The organism is Woronichinia naegeliana WA131 (genome assembly GCA_025370055.1).
GTDB lineage: Bacteria > Cyanobacteriota > Cyanobacteriia > Cyanobacteriales > Microcystaceae > Woronichinia > Woronichinia naegeliana.
In genome coordinates this window covers 5153852-5170438 of the sequence record CP073041.1, presented here as the reverse complement: position 1 = coordinate 5170438, position 16587 = coordinate 5153852, and the positions used below count along the sequence as shown (strand labels likewise).

Here is a 16587-nt window from a genome sequence, read left to right as displayed (position 1 = left end):
AATTAAGGTTAAAAATTAACGCTTGCCAGCAGGAACTAAAACTCTACTTCTATCACCTGGTGGAGCATCTTCAAAAATTGCACCTCTAGCGATAAGGTCTTGTTTTAATGTTCTAGACATTCCTGTATTCGACCCAAAACGTGCATTTTTAACAATTGCGTTATTAAAAGAAACTCCAGTTAAATTAGCTTGCTTTAAATTAGCTTGCTTTAAATTAGAACCACTGAGATCAGCTTCTGTTAGATTTGCTCCAGTTAGAATAGCCCCAGTCAAATTAGCAGCAATTAAGTTAGCTCCTACTAAATAAGAGTTACTTAAATTCGCATAACTAAGATTAAGGCTAGTGAGTCTTCTATTACTTCGCTCAATATTTACTATTTCCCAAACTAAACGCCATTTATCAGCAATAGTTGTTTTTTCATCTATCTGAGTATTTTTAAAATTAGCCCCGCTTAGGTTAGCCCCACTCAAGTCAGCCCCACTTAGGTTAGCTCCACTCAAATCTGCATCACTTAAATTTGCCTTCCTTAAATCTGCTTGACTGAGATTAGCTCCAATCACATTCGCTCCTACTAAATAAGAGTTACTTAAATTCGCATAACTAAGATCAAGGCTAGTGAGTCTTCTATTACTCCGCTCAATATTTACTATTTCCCAAACTAAACGCCATTTATCAGCAATAGTTGTTTTTTCATCTATCTGAGTATTTTTAAAATTAGCCCCGCTTAGGTTAGCCCCACTCAAGTCAGCCCCACTTAGGTTAGCTCCACTCAAATCTGCATCACTTAAATTTGCCTTCCTTAAATCTGCTTGACTGAGATTAGCTCCAATCACATTCGCGCCGAGTAAATAAGAGCTACTTAAATTCACATAACTAAAATCAACACCAGTTAGCCTTCTATTGCTCCGCTCAGTATTTACTATTTCCCAAACTAAACGCCATTTATCAGCAATAGTTGTTTTTTCATCTATCTGAGTATTTTTAAAATTAGCCCCGCTTAAGTTAGCCCCACTCAAGTCAGCCCCACTTAGGTTAGCCCCACTTAGGTTAGCCCCACTTAGATCAGCCCCACTCAAGTCAGCCCCACTTAGATCAGCCCCGCTTAGGTTAGCCCCGCTTAGGTTAGCCCCACTCAAGTCAGCCCCACTCAAGTCAGCCCCACTTAGGTTAGCCCCGCTTAGGTTAGCTTCACTAAGATCAACTTGAGTTAATTGTCTCTGTTCTTTTACAAAATTGACAATTCTCCAAACTAAACGCCATTTATCAGCAATGATTGTTTTTTCATCTATCTGAGTATTTTTAAAATTAGCCCCATTCAGATTAGCCCCATTCAGATTAGCCCCATTCAGATTAGCCCCATTCAAATTCGCGCCATTCAAATTCGCGCCGACTAAATAAGAGTTACTTAAATTCGCATAACTAAAATCAACGCCAGTTAGCCTTCTATTGCTCTGCTCAATATTTACTATTTCCCAAACTAAACACCATTTATCAGCAATAATTGTTTTTTCATCCATGCGGGTATTTTTAAAATTAACCTCACTCAAGTTAGCTCTAATAAGGTAAGCCCCACTCAGGTTAGCCCCACTCAGGTCAGCCCCACTCAGGTCAGCCTCCCACGGGTAAGCCCCGCTCAGGTCAGCTCCGCTCAGGTTAGCCCCACCCAGGTTAGCCTCCCACAGGTAAGCCCCGCTCAGGTTAGCTCCACCAAGATCAGCACTACTCAGGACAGCCCCATTCAGGACAGCCCCAGTCAAGTTAGCCCCACTCAGGTTAGCCCCACTCAGGTCAGCCCCGACTAAATCCGTTTTAATATCCAAACCCGCCATTTTGGCCAACTCAACAAAATCATTGGTATCTGCTTCGGCAATACGCTGATACAGTTCCTCAACTTCCCGAATAAAATCTGCATCACTCATAACGCAATACCTGCCGACTCAGATAGGGTTGGGTTTTATGCTTTAAAAATAACTTAGCGACTCCTAACTCAAATGCCTTCAATTTTCGACCTGAAATATCATCTTTAAACAAATTTTCTAAACCTGTATGTACAACCTGACGCATTTCAGTGGTAAAGGTCGCCTCAACACTCAAGGGAATGCCCTCAATTAACATTTTACCCAAGTAATCAGCTAATTCCCCAATCAAAATAGGCTCTCCCGATTTGTTCTCAAAAACCCACACAGGCTGATCAGCCGCTCCCTTGTGACTAATCTGAGCAATTTTAAGCTGAAACTTATCCGAACGGGAATCTTTTTGACGATCTTCCCCCACTCCCTCTAAGCCCGCCTTCGATAAATCGGGAGCCAAAGACCCTTTAACTTGAGATTTTCTTTCCTGTTCTCCCCCTGATTGACGTTCAACACTTAACTCCCTTTCCAACACCTTTTTTAAATACTTATTTCTCAACTCAGAAGGCATTTTGCCATTTTCTAGCTTTAAGCGTAAATCTCCCCCCTGCAAGCCAAACTTAACCCGCCCAAAGTTAAAATCAACCCACTGCTCATTAAAATTAATCCGCACAAATAGGTCGATCGCCTCTGGCTCAGACTTTTTGCGACTCGGAAAAATCCCCTTAGACTCAGGCGCGATAACTTCTCCCGAAATCTCCAGATGCAGACATTCAGGACATTTATTCTTATGTTCCTTTACCGCGATCGCCTTTGACCCCATTACTGTCATCCTAAAGCCCTTAACTAAAATGAGTATAGCGTAGGACAGACTCAGATCATCAATCTTTTACATCGAGTATTATTTAATCAACCATCCCAAAACATCGCCTAAACTGAGTGTGATCTGCTTCGCAAAACTGGGTAACAATAACACCGATTCCCATTGATCAAAAATTTCGGGCGATTGCTGAGATTGATAAACAAAAATTGACTGTTCTTGGGGATCAATTAGCCAACCCATTTCCGTCCTATCCGCCAGACAAGACAAAATATTTTTGATAACCTTCGTTCGACTTTGTTCGGGAGACAAAATCTCAATTGTCCAATCAGGAGCCAGATAAAAATTATCAGAAATTTCACCATTTTCATCACAGGGAATTTGATCCCAAGTGAAAATAGCGATGTCTGGAACGATAGATCGACCGCCAAACGTACAACGCAACTCCGTAAAAGCCCAAGCAATTTTTTGACGTTTAAGAATTGCATTTAAGGTGAAAGATAACTCCGTTTGAATCGTGCTATGTTTACCCTTGGGCCTTGGCTTTTGAACTATCTTTCCGTCCACATACTCCACTGCTGGTTTGCTTTCTGGTAAATTCAGAAACTCGGCTAACGTTAGAGGCTGAGATTGTATTTGTACCATAATAAGACCTTAACCCATTATCCAGTGTCCAAAAAATCCTCCGACTTTCCCCTGCCCTTAGATTGACAACAAAGGCGCGATCGTTTCTACCACAGAAAGAGCTAGAGCATCAAGATCATAACCTCCCTCTAAACCAAACAGTAAATGAGAGGTTAAAGGCAACAAATAACGACTAAACTGACCATAATCCGCCGGTTCCAAATTAATATCCGCTAAGGGATCAGCCCGATTAGCATCATAACCCGCACTAACAATCATCAATTGCGGTTGAAACGCGGCAAAAAAAGGCAAAATCTGGTTTTCAAAAATCGGTTGATAATCCCTAAAATTACTGCCTGGCAGCATGGGTAGATTCAAAATATTGTCATGTTTACCCCGATCGCCCTCCCGTCCTGTGCCTGGATAAGCTGGAGATTGATGAATAGAACAATAGAGAATGTGAGGATTATCTTCCACCAAAGATTCCGTACCATTGCCGTGATGCACATCCCAATCCAAAATACCAACCCGTTCTATGCCTGGCAAGGTTAAAGCATAATAGGCCGCGATCGCCGCATTAGAAAACAGACAAAATCCCATTCCCCGATTACTAATAGCATGGTGTCCAGGAGGACGAGCTAAAACAAAAGCCGGTTTTTGGTGTTTCCGCACATAATCCACCCCATCTAACCAGGCACTGACCGCTAATAGGGCCACCTCATAACTTTGGGGAGAAATCGGCGTATCCGCATCCAATCCTCCGCCCCCACTGGCCGCGATCGCTTTTACCCGTTCAATATAGGTGGACGTATGAAGTTTTTGAATAGCAGGCAAAACATCCCGTTGCTCCAAGGGAGTCGGGCTTTGCCAGGCCAATTGCTCATGCCAGGAAGTCTGTTTTAGAGCTTGAACAATGGCTGTGAGACGAGCAGGAGATTCAGGATGAAAAGAACCGGTCTCATGCTTAAGAAAATCATCCGAGTAAATAATAGCTACCATCTCAATGCACCTTCGACCCCTTGTTTGTCTCTAAGTTCGTATCTAACGGCACCAGTACCAGAGCAGGTTTGTCACCATTGTCGCCACTGTAGAGCAGTAACTGTCCTTGCTCATCGATGCTATAACGGGTCACGACTTTCAAGATGCTAAGAACCTTTTGTTCCTGCTCCATCCAGGGTTCAGGACAGGCCATCATGGTAGAAATGAGTTCAGAACTGATCGATAACTGATCGTCTTTTTGGGTAAAGCTGCCAGCAAAACGATTACATCCAGCCGTACCAGAGATGGAATTATTTTTAAACGAGAGAGTCGCTGGTCTTTCTTTAAGAAGACTGGCAGAACCAATGCGAATTAATCGCCAAGCCGTGCCTTCTAATGTCATTGAAGTCGGATTATTGCTAGGGTTTAAACTGGCGGCTGTGGTTTCCACTCTGACAAATTGCAGCACCTGAGACGGCCCAGTCTGGCCACAGCGAATTTCGAGTTTGCCATCGGTCGTTAGCGTATAGCTTTGTATGGTTTCCAGGGCTTTAAGATAGGCCATTTCCTGCTGCATTAAATTGTCAGCACAGGCCATGCGAGTTCTAGCGATCGCGCCTATCTGTAATTGGTTGCCTTTAACCTGATAGTCGCCTTGATAGCGATTACAGCCCGTTGAACCGTTTACATTTTGATCGGTAAAGCGCAGAATAATTTCACTCCCTGGGACAAAGGCCGGATTATCCCAACTGACTAATTGCCAAATCGTTCCCTTTAAATTATTAGGCTGTCGGACAGCGATCGCCGGTTTAGTCATAGCAGATTCAGTCAGGGGAAATAGCTTAGAATTTCCTGGCAGTGGAATTAACAAAATACCTAGGGCAAGGAAGAAAGCATAGTGACACTTTTTATAACGGATCGACATAGAGACCATTAATTTAGCCTTAAATTGGGTTCCAATGTTTGTTTTCATGATAACTTAAATAACAAGCTTTTAAAATCAGGTACGTGGCCAACTATAATATTGTTAGTGTCTAAACCAAGCTGTCACGATTTCAAACACAATTAAGATAACAATTGTCCATTCTAAAGCAGAAGCCCGTTCGGTGTCCGCTTCATCATGAAGCATACTATAGGTCTCGCGCAGCAAGGTTAGTTTATGTTCAACGCCCGATCGCCACACATCAACTCGCAATACATTGAGGGCTTTACTATATAAGCGATTCCAATAGACATCATCGGTCACTTTGAGAGCATTATCAACGGGTATATCCCGGATAAAGTAGTACATAGAATCTGGGGTAAAATGGAAAAAAACTGATGAGCGAAAAAAGTATGTTACCGATTCCCCCAGAAGAAAAAGCACTGTTAAAACAGCATCTCACCGAATCAGCCCGTATCCTGCGCAAATATACGGAACCAGAGAAACAGAAGGACTTTGGAAGCATCGAAGTAGAAGTCAGAACCCAGATGTTAGAAATTGTGGGGCCAACAATGGGGGAGTTTTTTTTTCAGAAGGGGGAAAAAAACGGTCTGGAAACAAGCGAAAAATCAAAACCCTAGTCGGAGAAGTGGAAATAAGCCAAAAACAAGCCAGAAAACTAAAGGTGTCGCCAAAAATCGTCTTAAGTCCAGGTTTAGAGAAATGCTGTCTAAGAGCCAGTGCGAAAACATCCTACCAACAAGCAGAAGAAGATATAGAGGAGTTGATGGGGATAAAAGTAGGACATAGCAGTTTACATCGCTTGGTAGAACGGACAGAACTGCCCTTAGCTCAAGCTCAGTCAGAGAGTGCGGGGGTCAGTATAGATGGGGGAAAGATTTGTCTGCGGGGCGAGGAGAAGGAAGGGGGACAGTGGCGAGATTATAAACTGGTGAGTCAGCACACCTAATCATTGAATAACGAAGTATAATGGGGTCAAATAGGATAAATCAAATGAAGTACCTAACCCCAACCCAAGTTTATCAAAAGTATGGTTATCACCCAAGAACAACATCTGACTGGGCAGATCAAGGGAAAATCCCTTGTATTCGTTCTCCTGGTGGGCATCGCAGATACCCTGAATCGGCATTCGAGGAGTCGATCTCTATCGAGAAAGAACGGGTCTTGTATGCTCGCGTAAGTACGAGAACACAAGTCAACGATCTTGAAACTCAGATTGACTTTTTGGGGAAAGCCTACCCAGAGACACGGGTTGTCAAGGACATTGCCAGTGGTATGAACTGGAAAAGAAAAGGTTTCCTGAAATTAATGACTCAAGTATCAAAAGGAGAAATAGGTGAGATTGTTGTTGGTCATAAAGACCGACTTTGCCGATTTGGATTTGATTTTGTGGAATGGTTCTGCCATCTTCACGATTGCAAAATCACGGTAATCAACAACAATAAACTATCTCCTCAAGAAGAATTGATGCACGATTTTATGAGCATAATGCACTGTTTTAGTTCCAAGCTCTATTTTCTTCGTACTTACAAGAAAAAGATTGAGGATGAACAAAATATATCTACAATAAATTCAACAACCAAGCAATGTGAATCGCTATAATAAAAGAGGAAGTTAACTCAATGAAACGCAAGGTAAAAGGTCAACTGACGGTAACTAGGATTGCTATTCTAGGAACTCAAGAACTGAATAAGTGGAAGTCGGAAGAACTGGATACCATCGCGCTTCGATTGGGTCAACTTCGTTGTGACTTGTGGAATGAATTTGGCTCATTAAAAGCTTGGGGAATCTCTAAATTTGAGATTGACAAGCAACTACGCCCCTTTCGAGAAAAATACGATCTACCAGCGAAGTTATGGGATTCAACTCTTTACGATGTAATAGACGATATTCATCTAGTGCAGGCTTCCTGTATTGAAAAAGTAATGAAGGCCCTGGGACAATCCTATCAAACGTATTACTCCAGGAAAGGGGTATTACTATTACAATTAACCCTAGAAAGTCGTGATTGGCTTAATCACCCTAAACTATGTTCTCTTGTCTGTAAATATTGGCATCGTGGACACACGAAGGTTGACAATCAAATTATTCTCAGAGCGTTTGATACACAAATTGACAAAAATGGAGTGGAGTGGTTTGGCTTCGTTTTGGTGGCTTAAAAAAAGGGAAAACTATAAAAGCTACAACCACATTGCCCCACGAAGTTATCTGTCAATTGCGATTGCTAAAAAGGGCTGGTATATGGGAAATTCACTATACAACCGATATTCAAAAGGCAGAGCCTAAAACCGATGGTTTAACAATGGGTTGCGATAGAGGTTACACCGAAGTTTATGCTACTTCTTCTAATGATGGGGGAAAACTTCTAGGTGATAATTTTGGTTCTTTGCAAACGAAAGCAACTGATTATCGTACAGCCAAACAAGTTAAGCGCAACAAATTAAAATCTGTTGCTGATAAAGCAATCCAAAAAGGAGATACCGCTAAGGCAGATAGAATTAATCGTAACAATTTGGGTAAACAGAAATGGGACAAACGAGAATCCCGTTTCAAGGGACAGATTAAAACCCTTGTCTTTACCGCTACCCATCAACTCATGCAAAATGCAGTTAAGATAGCCTTTGAAGATTTGACAGAGCAAATTTGCAATAAAAAACCAAGAACAAAACGAATGAAAAGAAACGTTTCTTCTTGGTGTAAAGGCATTGTTGCCGATGCTCTTAATCAGGTTTCAACTCGCGTAGGTTGCGCGATTGTTGCTGTTAATAGTGCCTATACGTCACAACTCGATTCTCGGTTCGGGACTCTCACAGGGACTCGTTCGGGGGATCGGTTTATCGGACATGATGGGGTCGTATTACACTCGGACATCAACGCGGCTGACAACATTCTAGCAAGAATGGAGGATGTTGAAATCCCCCGTTTCCTTAGCTATAAAAAGGCAAAGGAAATATTACTAGAACGAACTCGGAAGTTTCTGGATAATTTGACTCCTTTACAGGGCCAATTATTCGAGGCGAAAACGGACAAAGGCAAGTCCCAGACCCTAGAACCAAGGAAGCGCAAGCCTCTAACGGTCAATCAGGGAGCGAATATAAAGCAGTTGACGCTGTTTAACTTCGGTTAACTCCGTTTTCTGTGTACCTCTTCATGGCAATGTCTGTGAAGCCTTTTTCCAAGACCCAGAGGGCTTAAAGAATTGGAGCAATGTTCAACCTTTGTCCCCAATAGTGACCTTTTTGGGAGATGGTCATCCCGGAATCTGGAATGCGGTAGAGAGTTTCGCCACTCAATCGTGGCTGATACGACGAGAGGTGTTGGATTGGTATCATCTCAAGGAGAATCTGTTCAAAGTGGGTGGCTCTCTCAAACGGCTAGAAGCAGTGGAGCATTTACTGTGGCGGGGTTTTGTGAACAAGGCAATAGATGCGTTTGATGGAGTCAAAAGCAAGAGGGCAAAGAATTTTCAAGCCTATTTGACGAAGCATTATCAGCGTATCCCTGATTACCAATACTATCAACAGCTTGGTATTGTGATTGGTTCTGGTGATGTGGAGTCTAAGATTAAACAGGTGGGAGCTAGGGTTAAATTGTCGGGAGCACGTTGGCATCTTCATAATGTTTCTCGTATTCTTCGGCTACGATGTGCTTATCTCAATCACTCTCCTCTTTTGAGTGTCAATGTATTATCTTAAGTGGGATGCACCCATTATCAACCCGCTCTGTAAATTCCGTAAATTCTGCCACTAATCGCTGTAAATCATAGAGCAGATGACTATAACGTCGCACTAACGGAAAAGTAAATCGGGGTGGTTGTTTGGGTAAACGTCGATAGAAGGAAGATAGTTCTGTCTCTAGTGCTGCATCATAAGAACGCATTAACAATAGCTCTACATTCGCAAATTCGAGTAAGGCTAAAACGGTTGCCGTTGCTTGTCTATCGGGTTCGATCAGTAAAGCTCCATTCCAACTTAATAGGGCCAAATCTTGAGGATAATAACTCATCTGACTGATTAATCCAGCTGCATTTTCACTTAAAGGTTCCTGTTCTCCTAATAAAGCCGCCAAAACCAAAGGATGTTGTCCTAATTCGGTTATCTCAATAGGGGAATCGGCTAGTGCTTCGATTACTAAGATGCTGTAATCTTCCACAATGGTTGAGCGATTGGGCTTTTTGATCAGGGGATAAATAACCTTTTCTAATGCCTCAAGTTGTTTAGCAAAACTGCTTTTTAAGGGGACGGGCGTATCCTGTAACATGGCCATGAGAGAAGCAATTTTTGTCCAATGAGTGGGATTCTCTAACAGAATTTCTAAAGTTAAGGCGATCGCGCCCAAATCATAGATAGTTGCCCGTAACCGTCCCTCAAGGGCAATACTTAGTTCGGGCAAAGCGAGAAAACCCAATTCAACTTGGACAGGCGGTTTCGCAATCTGGATACTTTCGGCTCGTCGGACTCGAACAGTCGGTTGTCGCAGGGAAGTGGGTTGAACAATATAGGACGAAATATTCTCTAGATGGATTTCATCCCCAACCTCATAAAATTGGCAGTATAGTAACAGGCCCTTTTGAATATTTGGGATGCTCATGAGCTTTGGAAAATTAGTCAATCCCTAACAAACTGGCCATCAAGGCTTTTTGAGCGTGCATCCGATTTTCTGCTTGATCCCAGACCCGTGAATGGGAACCTTCAATCACCTCTTCCGTAATTTCTTCGCCGCGATGGGCGGGTAAACAGTGTAGAACAATGGCATCAGGATCAGCGTGCTCTAAGAGGGTTTGATTGAGTTGATAGGGTTGGAAAATGGGAATACGAGCATCGGCTAAATCTTCCTGTCCCATACTGGCCCACACATCGGTATAAAGAACATGGGAACCTTTTACCGCCGCCACCGGATCATCCGTTAAAACAATTTCCGCCCCTGGAGCCGCTAATTTTTCTGCTAAGGCCACGATCGCCGCATCGGGTTTGTAATCATCGGGAGTCGCCACTCGTACCTTCATGCCCATCATAGCCCCACCCAGGATTAAAGAATGGGCCACATTATTGCCATCGCCTAAATAGGTGACAGTGAGACCAGAAACTTGACCGAAACATTCTTGAATGGTTTGTAAATCGGCCAAAATTTGACAGGGATGCTCTAGATCACTGAGAGCATTGATAATCGGAATCTTGGCATACTCAGCAAAAGTTTGCAGGTCAGCTTGTTTAAAGGTTCGCACCGCCAAAATATCAATGTAACGATCTAAGACTCTAGCTGTGTCTTTAATGGGTTCGCCGCGTCCTACCTGGGTCACACTGGGATTAAGATCCAAGACTTGACCGCCTAACTGATACATTGCCGCCGTAAAAGAAACACGGGTACGAGTGGAAGCCTTATAGAACAGTAACCCCAGGATTTTTCGGCAATGGGGGGTCTTCTCACCACTTTTTAACTGAGCCGCCAATTGTAAAATATCAGCAATCTCCGAGGCACTGAGATCGGCGATCGCCAATATATCCCGTCCTTTTAAGCTTTCAATGCCCATGATCCCAGTCCTTAAATTTTCAGCATAATAAATGGAAACTAAGCTCCTATTATAAGGCTTGAACTGGTTGCTCTTGAGATTCAGCAATTCCAAATTCAAATGGGATAAATAGAGACAGAAAAACTTTGACCTATAGGAAGTTATGAATAAAGAGAAAAGTGTCTACTGATTTTGCAGAGAGAAAGATGGAAGTAAACGACCTAGGGCGTGTCATCAATCAGCAATTCCAAATTCAAACGGTAACATAGGATACAGACATGATCTTGTTTTTATGGATACAAGAGATATTAACCTAATCTCTGAGTTTTTTTGCATTCCCTCCTCCAATCTCGGTCTCTTAGAGAGTCAGTAACCTGCAAACAAACTTGATCAATCACTAAATAGAGCATTACATTGATTCTAAAAGATGATGCCAGCTTTCAAAGAACAGATATTTGGTCAAAGAGAGAATATCTTGAAAGAATCCCTTACGAGTGCCGCGTTGGACGCGAATTCTCTGGTAACGTTCATCAACCAAACCTAAAACCGTGTGCAAGAGAAAAGCCAGCAAATTCAGGGTAAGCAAAACAGAGGCGAGGTGTTGTTTACCATGCCCAAAATTATGCTCTAAGTGATAGCCTCGATTTTTGAGAATATTGTGATTCTCGTTCTCAGTACGCCAACGAGTCCGTCCAGCACGACAGACATCAAGAACGATGTGAGGGGTGAGAAAATGATTGGTAATCCAACTATTGTGATAAAGAAGTTGAGCATCGGATTCGCGGTAGATTTTTAGCTCACACCAGTTAACCAACAAAGCAGGCTGTTGGTCTCGCAGGGGAATCTGATTGGGTAGTGTTCTGAATCTGTGGAAGCACATCTAAATAAGACATCCAAATTCAAAGCGATTGATAAATAATCCAAGGACAATATCGTGCATCACAATAGATTTGGAGAAACAAATCGTTTTTCTCGCTAATCTCTTTATTCGAGTTCTCAATGTCAAGTGCTTTCGTTCGATTTTTTGAGTATTATACTTACCCACCTCATGCAATGCTGGCTCAATATGTCGTTCGTAAGCCCCCCATCCATCTGTATAATATTGAGTAATACCAAAAGGTTCTAACAACTCTTTTAGCCTTAGAAATGCTTCGTCTTTGTGACCAGACAAAACATAAGCTAATATCTCACCTGTCTTATGAGCAATAGCGTGCCATAACCATCTTTGCTCTTTTTTGCTCTTCACAAAACCCCACATTTCGTCGAGTTCTGCTTCCACGTCATTCCATTGGCAGAGCGTTACAATACTCTGACTGGGTTCCAGTTCTGCTAGTTTTTTTTCGTTGACGAATACTAAACTAGACTCTTTTTTTTAGTTCACTAATCACTGTTGATGGACTAATCCTCAGCACACGGGCTGTATCCCTTATGCCACTACCATTCATTGCCATTTCGGCAATCTTTTCCTTTACTTCTGGCAAATAACCTTTATAAGTATAGTTTAAGATAAATGTGCAACGCTTACATTCTGTATTACGACATCTGTAACGCTCTTTCCCCTCCCCAGAGGGGCCGTGTTTCACAATATCCGTACTTTGACAACTTGGGCAAACAATTGCTTTGAATAGCATGGCACACCAATTTTAAGATTTACATTTATTTAGGGCTTGCTGAAAAAAGCTGAAACCTTTACGGAGAAAAATAGTAGGCGAATTAAGAACTGCTAGAATGCACGAAAATAGGGTAGAATGCCTCAAAACCATTGCATTAAGAAGAGAGAAAGCAGATGTACCGAAAGCAACAGTACTCAATTGAAACACCAGAAAACTTGAAAAATCTGTTCGGCGGGCAGTTAGACGAAGAAAATCGTTGGATAGAAATGTCAAAAATGATTCTTTGGGAAGAATATGAGGAAGAATATGCAAAAAACTTCACAGAAAAAAAAGGAGCCCCAGCCAAATCATTTAGAATGGCATTAGGAGCATTAATTATCAAAGAAATTTCAGGAAAAAGTGACAGAGAAACAGTAGAACAAATAAAAGAGAACCCTTATTTACAGTACTTTATAGGAATGGAAAGCTATAGTAGCAAAGAAGCATTTAATGCGTCAATGATGGTTCATTTTCGTAAAAAAATAGGAATGGAATTAATAAATAAAATTAATAAAGAAATAGAAAAAAAAGCGACGGGTGTAGCGTCAGAAAAAAAGAAAATGAAGGAAAGTTATTGTTAGATGCGACTTGTACACCAGCAGATATAAAATATCCAACGGATATAGGAATATTGAATGATGCAAGAGAAAAAACAGAAAAAATAATAGATAACTGGACAGTGCGAAGTTCTAGGAAAATCAACGAGTTTACTAGGGTTTCAGCCCCTAACGTCCTTCACCCCTCTTCCAGACTCACAATCGCTGAAAGGCTTTCAATGCAAGGCTTTTAGGCATTTTGTCAAAATGTCTGACAGAGAACTTCGCACTCTCCAGATAGATAAGCGATATGAAGAAATAAAAGAGAAAAGGAAAGAAAAGCCGAGGACTTATAGGGAAGTGGCAAGAAAAGAGTACTTAGCCATAGCAAAAAAACGTCGTGTGTCAAAAAAAGAAAGAAGAAAAGGAACAAAAAAACAACTAGGATATATAAAAAGAAACTTGTCTCATATAGAAAAAATGATAGAAGAGGGAGCAAAGTTAGAAAAACTAACGAAAAAAGAGCAAGAAGAGCTTGTAACGATAGGAAAAGTGTATGAGCAACAGTTAGAAATGTATGAAAAAAAGACAAATAAAGTAGAAAACAGAATCGTGAGTGTAAGCCAACCTCACGTGCGTCCAATAGTGCGTGGAAAAGCGGGAAAAGCAGTAGAGTTTGGAGCTAAAATATCGGCAAGTAATGTGAATGGCTTTGTCTTCTTAGACAAATTAAGTTGGGATAATTACAACGAATCGGGAGATTTACAAGCGCGAATAGAAGAATATAAAAGGGAAACAGGATGTTATCCGGAATCGGTTCATGTGGATAAAATCTATCGAACAAAAGCGAATCGAGCTTATTGTAAAGAAAGGGATATAAGAATGAGTGGTCCCCGATTGGGAAGACCGCCGAAAGAGGTGAGCAAAGAAAAAAAGAAAGAGGCACGCTCAGATGAAAGAGTGCGTAATGCCATTGAGGGTAAATTCGGACAGGGAAAGAGGAAATTTAGTCTTGGTCGAGTGATGGCCAAACTACCTGAGACCTCGGAAACGGTAATTGCGATGAACTTTTTGGTAATGAATCTTTCTACTCTACTTCAGAAGACAAAAAAGAAAACAAAAAGTAAAAAGTTGTAGAGTCGTTTTTCTTGTGAAAAATGGTGTTAATTTTCCTCTCTTTTGTGAGGAGTGATTTGTGTTGACCTTTTTAGACAGAAAGGAACAATAGATTAAACAAAATCTGTATTTTGATTTGTTTCTATAAGGATAAGTTATCTATGCTTTTTCAGTCCATACTTCCCTAACCCACATTTCTTTCGTTTTTTGACTTTTTCAGCAAGCCCTATTTATTATTACTCTTTTCCACAGGTTTAGAACACGACCCCAAATCTCGAAATACTTCCCATTCCAACGTCGGTGTTGAGTGGTTTTGACTTCTCCATTAGCTTCTAAATAGTTTAACCATTCATAGAGTGTGGGATGAGAAGTCGGTAAACAGACGAAGATAAAGTTGAAATTGTGGTCGAGACAGTGCTGACAAGTGGGCTGACGACTGTACAAGTCATCCCCTAGCAGAGTTATCTTCTGTCCCGCAAACAAACTAGCATGGTTACTTATCCAACGTTTCGCCGCATTTTGCTCACAATCTTGCTTTTCAGACCCGTCTTGAGGGGTAATAAATTCAGGGGGTAAGGAAAAAACTGATTCATGGTCTGGGGAAACAATCACGGGCAATAATGCCTGATGGAAGTAGGTGACTTTTCCCTGTTTTGACGTTTTGGTTGAACAGCATGGACAATTTACTTTTTCCGAACTGTAGTAATTTGTCCCATCCATTGCTAAGCTGTCATCACTCTAAGTGGATATAAGGTAGAATATATAGACTTACTTTTTTGTATGACTATGCTGACGTTAAACTTCTTAGACCAAAAGACCAAGAAAGAGCTACAAAAAGCCCTTAAAACGGAAGAGCACGCAGTTACAAGAGAGAGAATATTGATTATGTTACTGAGAAATGAAGGAAAAACGTATGATGAAATATCAGGATTATTAGGATGTTGCAAACGACAAGTGTGGTACTGGTGCAATAATGGAAATCCGAAAGAGATAGAAAGCTTAAGAGACAAAAGAAAAAAAGGAAATCACAGGAAAGTAACAGAAGAATACATAGAGAAATTGACGGAGATAATAATCAAAGAGCCTGAAGAGTTTGGATATGAATTTGGACGTTGGACAGTAGCAAGACTATCAACTCATATGGAAAAAGAAACGGGTATATTGTTAGGAAATACACAACTTAGAAATATGCTTAAAAAAAAGCGATTTGTCTACATCTGGGCAAAATATAGTCTAGAAGATAAAAAAGATGAGCAAAAAAGAGAGGAATTTAGAAAGAAAGTTGAAGAGTACAAGAAGCTTTTGAAAGAAAAGCCAGAATCAATCCAGATATGGTTTTGGGATGAAAGTGGCTTCAGCTTAAGAGTAATACGGAGAAAACATTGGACAAAAAAAGGAAAGCGTAAAAAAGTGAGGGGAGATAGAAGAAAAGGAAGAGTCAATGTAATGGGTGGTATTAGATATACTGACAAAAAACGGTGGGTTGATTTGATTCCCACTGGTAACTCTCAGAACTTCAAGAGTGTATTATTAAAATTTTACAAAGACATACAAAGAGAATGGATAGAACAAGGAAATAAAAAAGAAGACTTTGAAAAGAATGGTCCGAAGATTGTGATTATTTTAGATAATGCGAGCTTCCACAAAAAGCAAGAAATTCTAGACGAGAGCACGGAAGAAATGCCAAACATTATTTTGGAGTTTTTACCCCCCTATAGTCCCGATTATAATTTAATGGAATTGGTATGGCATTCAGCAAAAGAATATATTGCAAATAAATTATTCAAATCAATTGAAGAATTAGAATCTCTCATCCATAAACTTCTTAATGAAGGTGGATTGACAATATGTTGGGGACGTAAAATCAAAAACAAGGGCTCAAGTATTATTGCAAGTTAAACTGATGACAGCTTACTAGAAGATTTCCCCTCAATATTTCATAGGCTTTCAAGAATCCCATGCTCCTCAATGCTTGGTAAATTAACCCAAACAAAGGGAATAGACTACTCGCTGCTACCCCATCCACAATGTTGCGAATCTGTTCTACTGTTGGTATTTTTTCTAGTCCAAACAAGCTCTGAGCATTATCTCGCCCACAACGGCTGTTAAGCTGACGTTGGTACTCTAAAAATGACTCATTTTGCATAAAAAAGGCGGCAAATGCCCCCAGTATCGCCTCTCTTAGACTATATTTCGTTGCATTACTAACCGAACGGGGGTCATCTATCTTCCCAATGACCTCGTTTAAACAGTGAACGATTCCGTCAAAACTTAGGTCGTTTACTTCCATCTTTCTCTCTGCAAAATCAGTAGACACTTTTCTCTTTATTCATAACTTCCTATAGGTCAAAGTTTTTCTGTCTCTATTTATACCATTTGAATTTGGAATTGCTGGGCGAAAACTTTTGAGCACTGGTTTGCAAGCGAAATAAGCATCCAAAATTACATAGCTCCCTGCCTCCGCGTAGGTAACGCAAAGGTCCGCCATTTTGGTGACCAGAGTAGTCTTCTCTTTTTTTGTGCCTTTTTTCCCTTCCTTTGGGGCTACTGTGTACACA

The 16587-nt window shown here is 41.0% G+C and carries 20 protein-coding genes and 2 pseudogenes; 9 read left to right on the top strand and 13 right to left on the bottom strand.

Annotation, left to right across the window (positions count from 1 at the left end; genetic code table 11):
* Nucleotides 1-15: 15 nt before the first annotated feature.
* The 6 genes from KA717_25895 to KA717_25870 all read right to left on the bottom strand — a co-directional run bounded on the left by KA717_25895 (nt 16) and on the right by KA717_25870 (nt 5519).
* A complete protein-coding gene (locus KA717_25895; protein ID UXE59283.1) occupies nt 16-1920 on the bottom strand; it encodes a pentapeptide repeat-containing protein in 1905 nt (634 codons plus the stop codon).
* A complete protein-coding gene (locus tag KA717_25890) occupies nt 1913-2683 on the bottom strand; it encodes a hypothetical protein (GenBank protein UXE59282.1) in 771 nt (256 codons plus the stop codon). The genes KA717_25895 and KA717_25890 overlap by 8 nt, the downstream gene beginning before the upstream one ends.
* Nucleotides 2684-2752: 69 nt before the next feature.
* Entirely contained in the window at nt 2753-3316 is a 564-nt protein-coding gene (locus KA717_25885; protein UXE59281.1) for a Uma2 family endonuclease, read from the bottom strand.
* Between the two features lie 57 nt (nt 3317-3373).
* Nucleotides 3374-4294, bottom strand: a complete 921-nt coding sequence (locus KA717_25880; protein UXE59280.1) for a histone deacetylase — start codon at nt 4292-4294, stop codon at nt 3374-3376.
* Between the two features lies 1 nt (nt 4295).
* Nucleotides 4296-5198: an META domain-containing protein gene (locus KA717_25875; GenBank protein UXE59279.1), complete on the bottom strand. Its 903-nt coding sequence runs from the start codon at nt 5196-5198 to the stop codon at nt 4296-4298.
* 102 nt (nt 5199-5300) lie between these two features.
* The gene (locus tag KA717_25870) at nt 5301-5519 is read right to left on the bottom strand and encodes a hypothetical protein (GenBank protein UXE59278.1); all 219 of its coding nucleotides are present in this window, start codon (nt 5517-5519) and stop codon (nt 5301-5303) included.
* Nucleotides 5520-5593: 74 nt separating this feature from the next.
* On the opposite strand from KA717_25870, the gene KA717_25865 reads away from it, so the two are divergent.
* The 6 genes from KA717_25865 to KA717_25840 all read left to right on the top strand — a co-directional run bounded on the left by KA717_25865 (nt 5594) and on the right by KA717_25840 (nt 8911).
* On the top strand, nt 5594-5836 hold the full coding sequence (locus KA717_25865) for a hypothetical protein (protein UXE59277.1): 243 nt from the start codon (nt 5594-5596) through the stop codon (nt 5834-5836).
* Nucleotides 5837-5844: 8 nt separating this feature from the next.
* Nucleotides 5845-6165 (top strand): hypothetical protein, encoded by a 321-nt coding sequence (locus tag KA717_25860; protein UXE59276.1) that lies wholly within the window; start codon nt 5845-5847, stop codon nt 6163-6165.
* 44 nt (nt 6166-6209) lie between these two features.
* Nucleotides 6210-6818 carry an IS607 family transposase gene (locus tag KA717_25855; GenBank protein UXE59275.1) on the top strand — a complete coding sequence of 203 codons (609 nt, stop codon included), beginning with the start codon at nt 6210-6212 and terminating at the stop codon, nt 6816-6818.
* A 20-nt stretch (nt 6819-6838) separates the two neighbouring features.
* A complete protein-coding gene (locus tag KA717_25850; protein UXE59274.1) occupies nt 6839-7375 on the top strand; it encodes a hypothetical protein in 537 nt (178 codons plus the stop codon).
* Complete coding sequence (locus KA717_25845; protein ID UXE59273.1) at nt 7348-8343, top strand: transposase; 996 nt, start codon at nt 7348-7350, stop codon at nt 8341-8343. Before KA717_25850 ends, KA717_25845 begins: the two co-directional genes overlap by 28 nt.
* Nucleotides 8344-8446: 103 nt before the next feature.
* Nucleotides 8447-8911, top strand: coding sequence for a hypothetical protein (locus tag KA717_25840; GenBank protein UXE59272.1), 465 nt, complete (start codon nt 8447-8449; stop codon nt 8909-8911).
* On the opposite strand, the gene KA717_25835 is transcribed toward KA717_25840, so the two are convergent.
* The 5 genes from KA717_25835 to KA717_25815 form a co-directional block, all read right to left on the bottom strand.
* Nucleotides 8895-9806 (bottom strand): hypothetical protein, encoded by a 912-nt coding sequence (locus KA717_25835; GenBank protein UXE59271.1) that lies wholly within the window; start codon nt 9804-9806, stop codon nt 8895-8897. The genes KA717_25840 and KA717_25835 overlap by 17 nt on opposite strands.
* 13 nt (nt 9807-9819) lie before the next feature.
* Complete coding sequence (argF, locus tag KA717_25830) at nt 9820-10746, bottom strand: ornithine carbamoyltransferase (GenBank protein UXE59270.1); 927 nt, start codon at nt 10744-10746, stop codon at nt 9820-9822.
* A 388-nt stretch (nt 10747-11134) separates the two neighbouring features.
* Nucleotides 11135-11539, bottom strand: a complete 405-nt coding sequence (locus KA717_25825; GenBank protein ID UXE59269.1) for a hypothetical protein — start codon at nt 11537-11539, stop codon at nt 11135-11137.
* Between the two features lie 66 nt (nt 11540-11605).
* Nucleotides 11606-12004 (bottom strand): IS1 family transposase, encoded by a 399-nt coding sequence (locus KA717_25820; GenBank protein ID UXE59268.1) that lies wholly within the window; start codon nt 12002-12004, stop codon nt 11606-11608.
* Between the two features lie 79 nt (nt 12005-12083).
* Complete coding sequence (locus KA717_25815) at nt 12084-12206, bottom strand: IS1-like element transposase (GenBank protein ID UXE59267.1); 123 nt, start codon at nt 12204-12206, stop codon at nt 12084-12086.
* 305 nt (nt 12207-12511) lie between these two features.
* On the opposite strand from KA717_25815, the pseudogene KA717_25810 reads away from it, so the two are divergent.
* Nucleotides 12512-13050: pseudogene (locus KA717_25810) on the top strand (transposase).
* A gap of 151 nt (nt 13051-13201) precedes the next feature.
* Nucleotides 13202-14050 (top strand): annotated as a pseudogene (locus tag KA717_25805) (transposase).
* Nucleotides 14051-14245: 195 nt separating this feature from the next.
* Here the strand turns inward: KA717_25805 and KA717_25800 are convergent.
* A complete protein-coding gene (locus tag KA717_25800; GenBank protein UXE59266.1) occupies nt 14246-14749 on the bottom strand; it encodes a hypothetical protein in 504 nt (167 codons plus the stop codon).
* A 66-nt stretch (nt 14750-14815) separates the two neighbouring features.
* Between KA717_25800 and KA717_25795 the strand changes: the two genes are divergently transcribed.
* Nucleotides 14816-15928 carry an IS630 family transposase gene (locus KA717_25795; GenBank protein UXE64782.1) on the top strand — a complete coding sequence of 371 codons (1113 nt, stop codon included), beginning with the start codon at nt 14816-14818 and terminating at the stop codon, nt 15926-15928.
* Here the strand turns inward: KA717_25795 and KA717_25790 are convergent.
* Nucleotides 15915-16346: a hypothetical protein gene (locus KA717_25790; GenBank protein UXE59265.1), complete on the bottom strand. Its 432-nt coding sequence runs from the start codon at nt 16344-16346 to the stop codon at nt 15915-15917. The genes KA717_25795 and KA717_25790 overlap by 14 nt on opposite strands.
* Nucleotides 16347-16587: the final 241 nt, after the last annotated feature.

Excerpts from the sequence above, each read along its gene's own strand:
- KA717_25835 (UXE59271.1), bottom strand. The coding sequence starts at position 9,806 with ATGAGCATCCCAAATATTCAAAAGGGCCTGTTACTATACTGCCAATTT.
- KA717_25855 (UXE59275.1), top strand. The coding sequence starts at position 6,210 with ATGAAGTACCTAACCCCAACCCAAGTTTATCAAAAGTATGGTTATCAC.
- KA717_25885 (UXE59281.1), bottom strand. The coding sequence starts at position 3,316 with ATGGTACAAATACAATCTCAGCCTCTAACGTTAGCCGAGTTTCTGAAT.
- KA717_25880 (UXE59280.1), bottom strand. The coding sequence starts at position 4,294 with ATGGTAGCTATTATTTACTCGGATGATTTTCTTAAGCATGAGACCGGT.
- KA717_25865 (UXE59277.1), top strand. The coding sequence starts at position 5,594 with ATGAGCGAAAAAAGTATGTTACCGATTCCCCCAGAAGAAAAAGCACTG.
- KA717_25800 (UXE59266.1), bottom strand. The coding sequence starts at position 14,749 with ATGGATGGGACAAATTACTACAGTTCGGAAAAAGTAAATTGTCCATGC.
- KA717_25895 (UXE59283.1), bottom strand. The coding sequence starts at position 1,920 with ATGAGTGATGCAGATTTTATTCGGGAAGTTGAGGAACTGTATCAGCGT.
- KA717_25850 (UXE59274.1), top strand. The coding sequence starts at position 6,839 with ATGAAACGCAAGGTAAAAGGTCAACTGACGGTAACTAGGATTGCTATT.
- argF (UXE59270.1), bottom strand. The coding sequence starts at position 10,746 with ATGGGCATTGAAAGCTTAAAAGGACGGGATATATTGGCGATCGCCGAT.
- KA717_25875 (UXE59279.1), bottom strand. The coding sequence starts at position 5,198 with ATGTCGATCCGTTATAAAAAGTGTCACTATGCTTTCTTCCTTGCCCTA.
- KA717_25890 (UXE59282.1), bottom strand. The coding sequence starts at position 2,683 with ATGACAGTAATGGGGTCAAAGGCGATCGCGGTAAAGGAACATAAGAAT.
- KA717_25795 (UXE64782.1), top strand. The coding sequence starts at position 14,816 with ATGCTGACGTTAAACTTCTTAGACCAAAAGACCAAGAAAGAGCTACAA.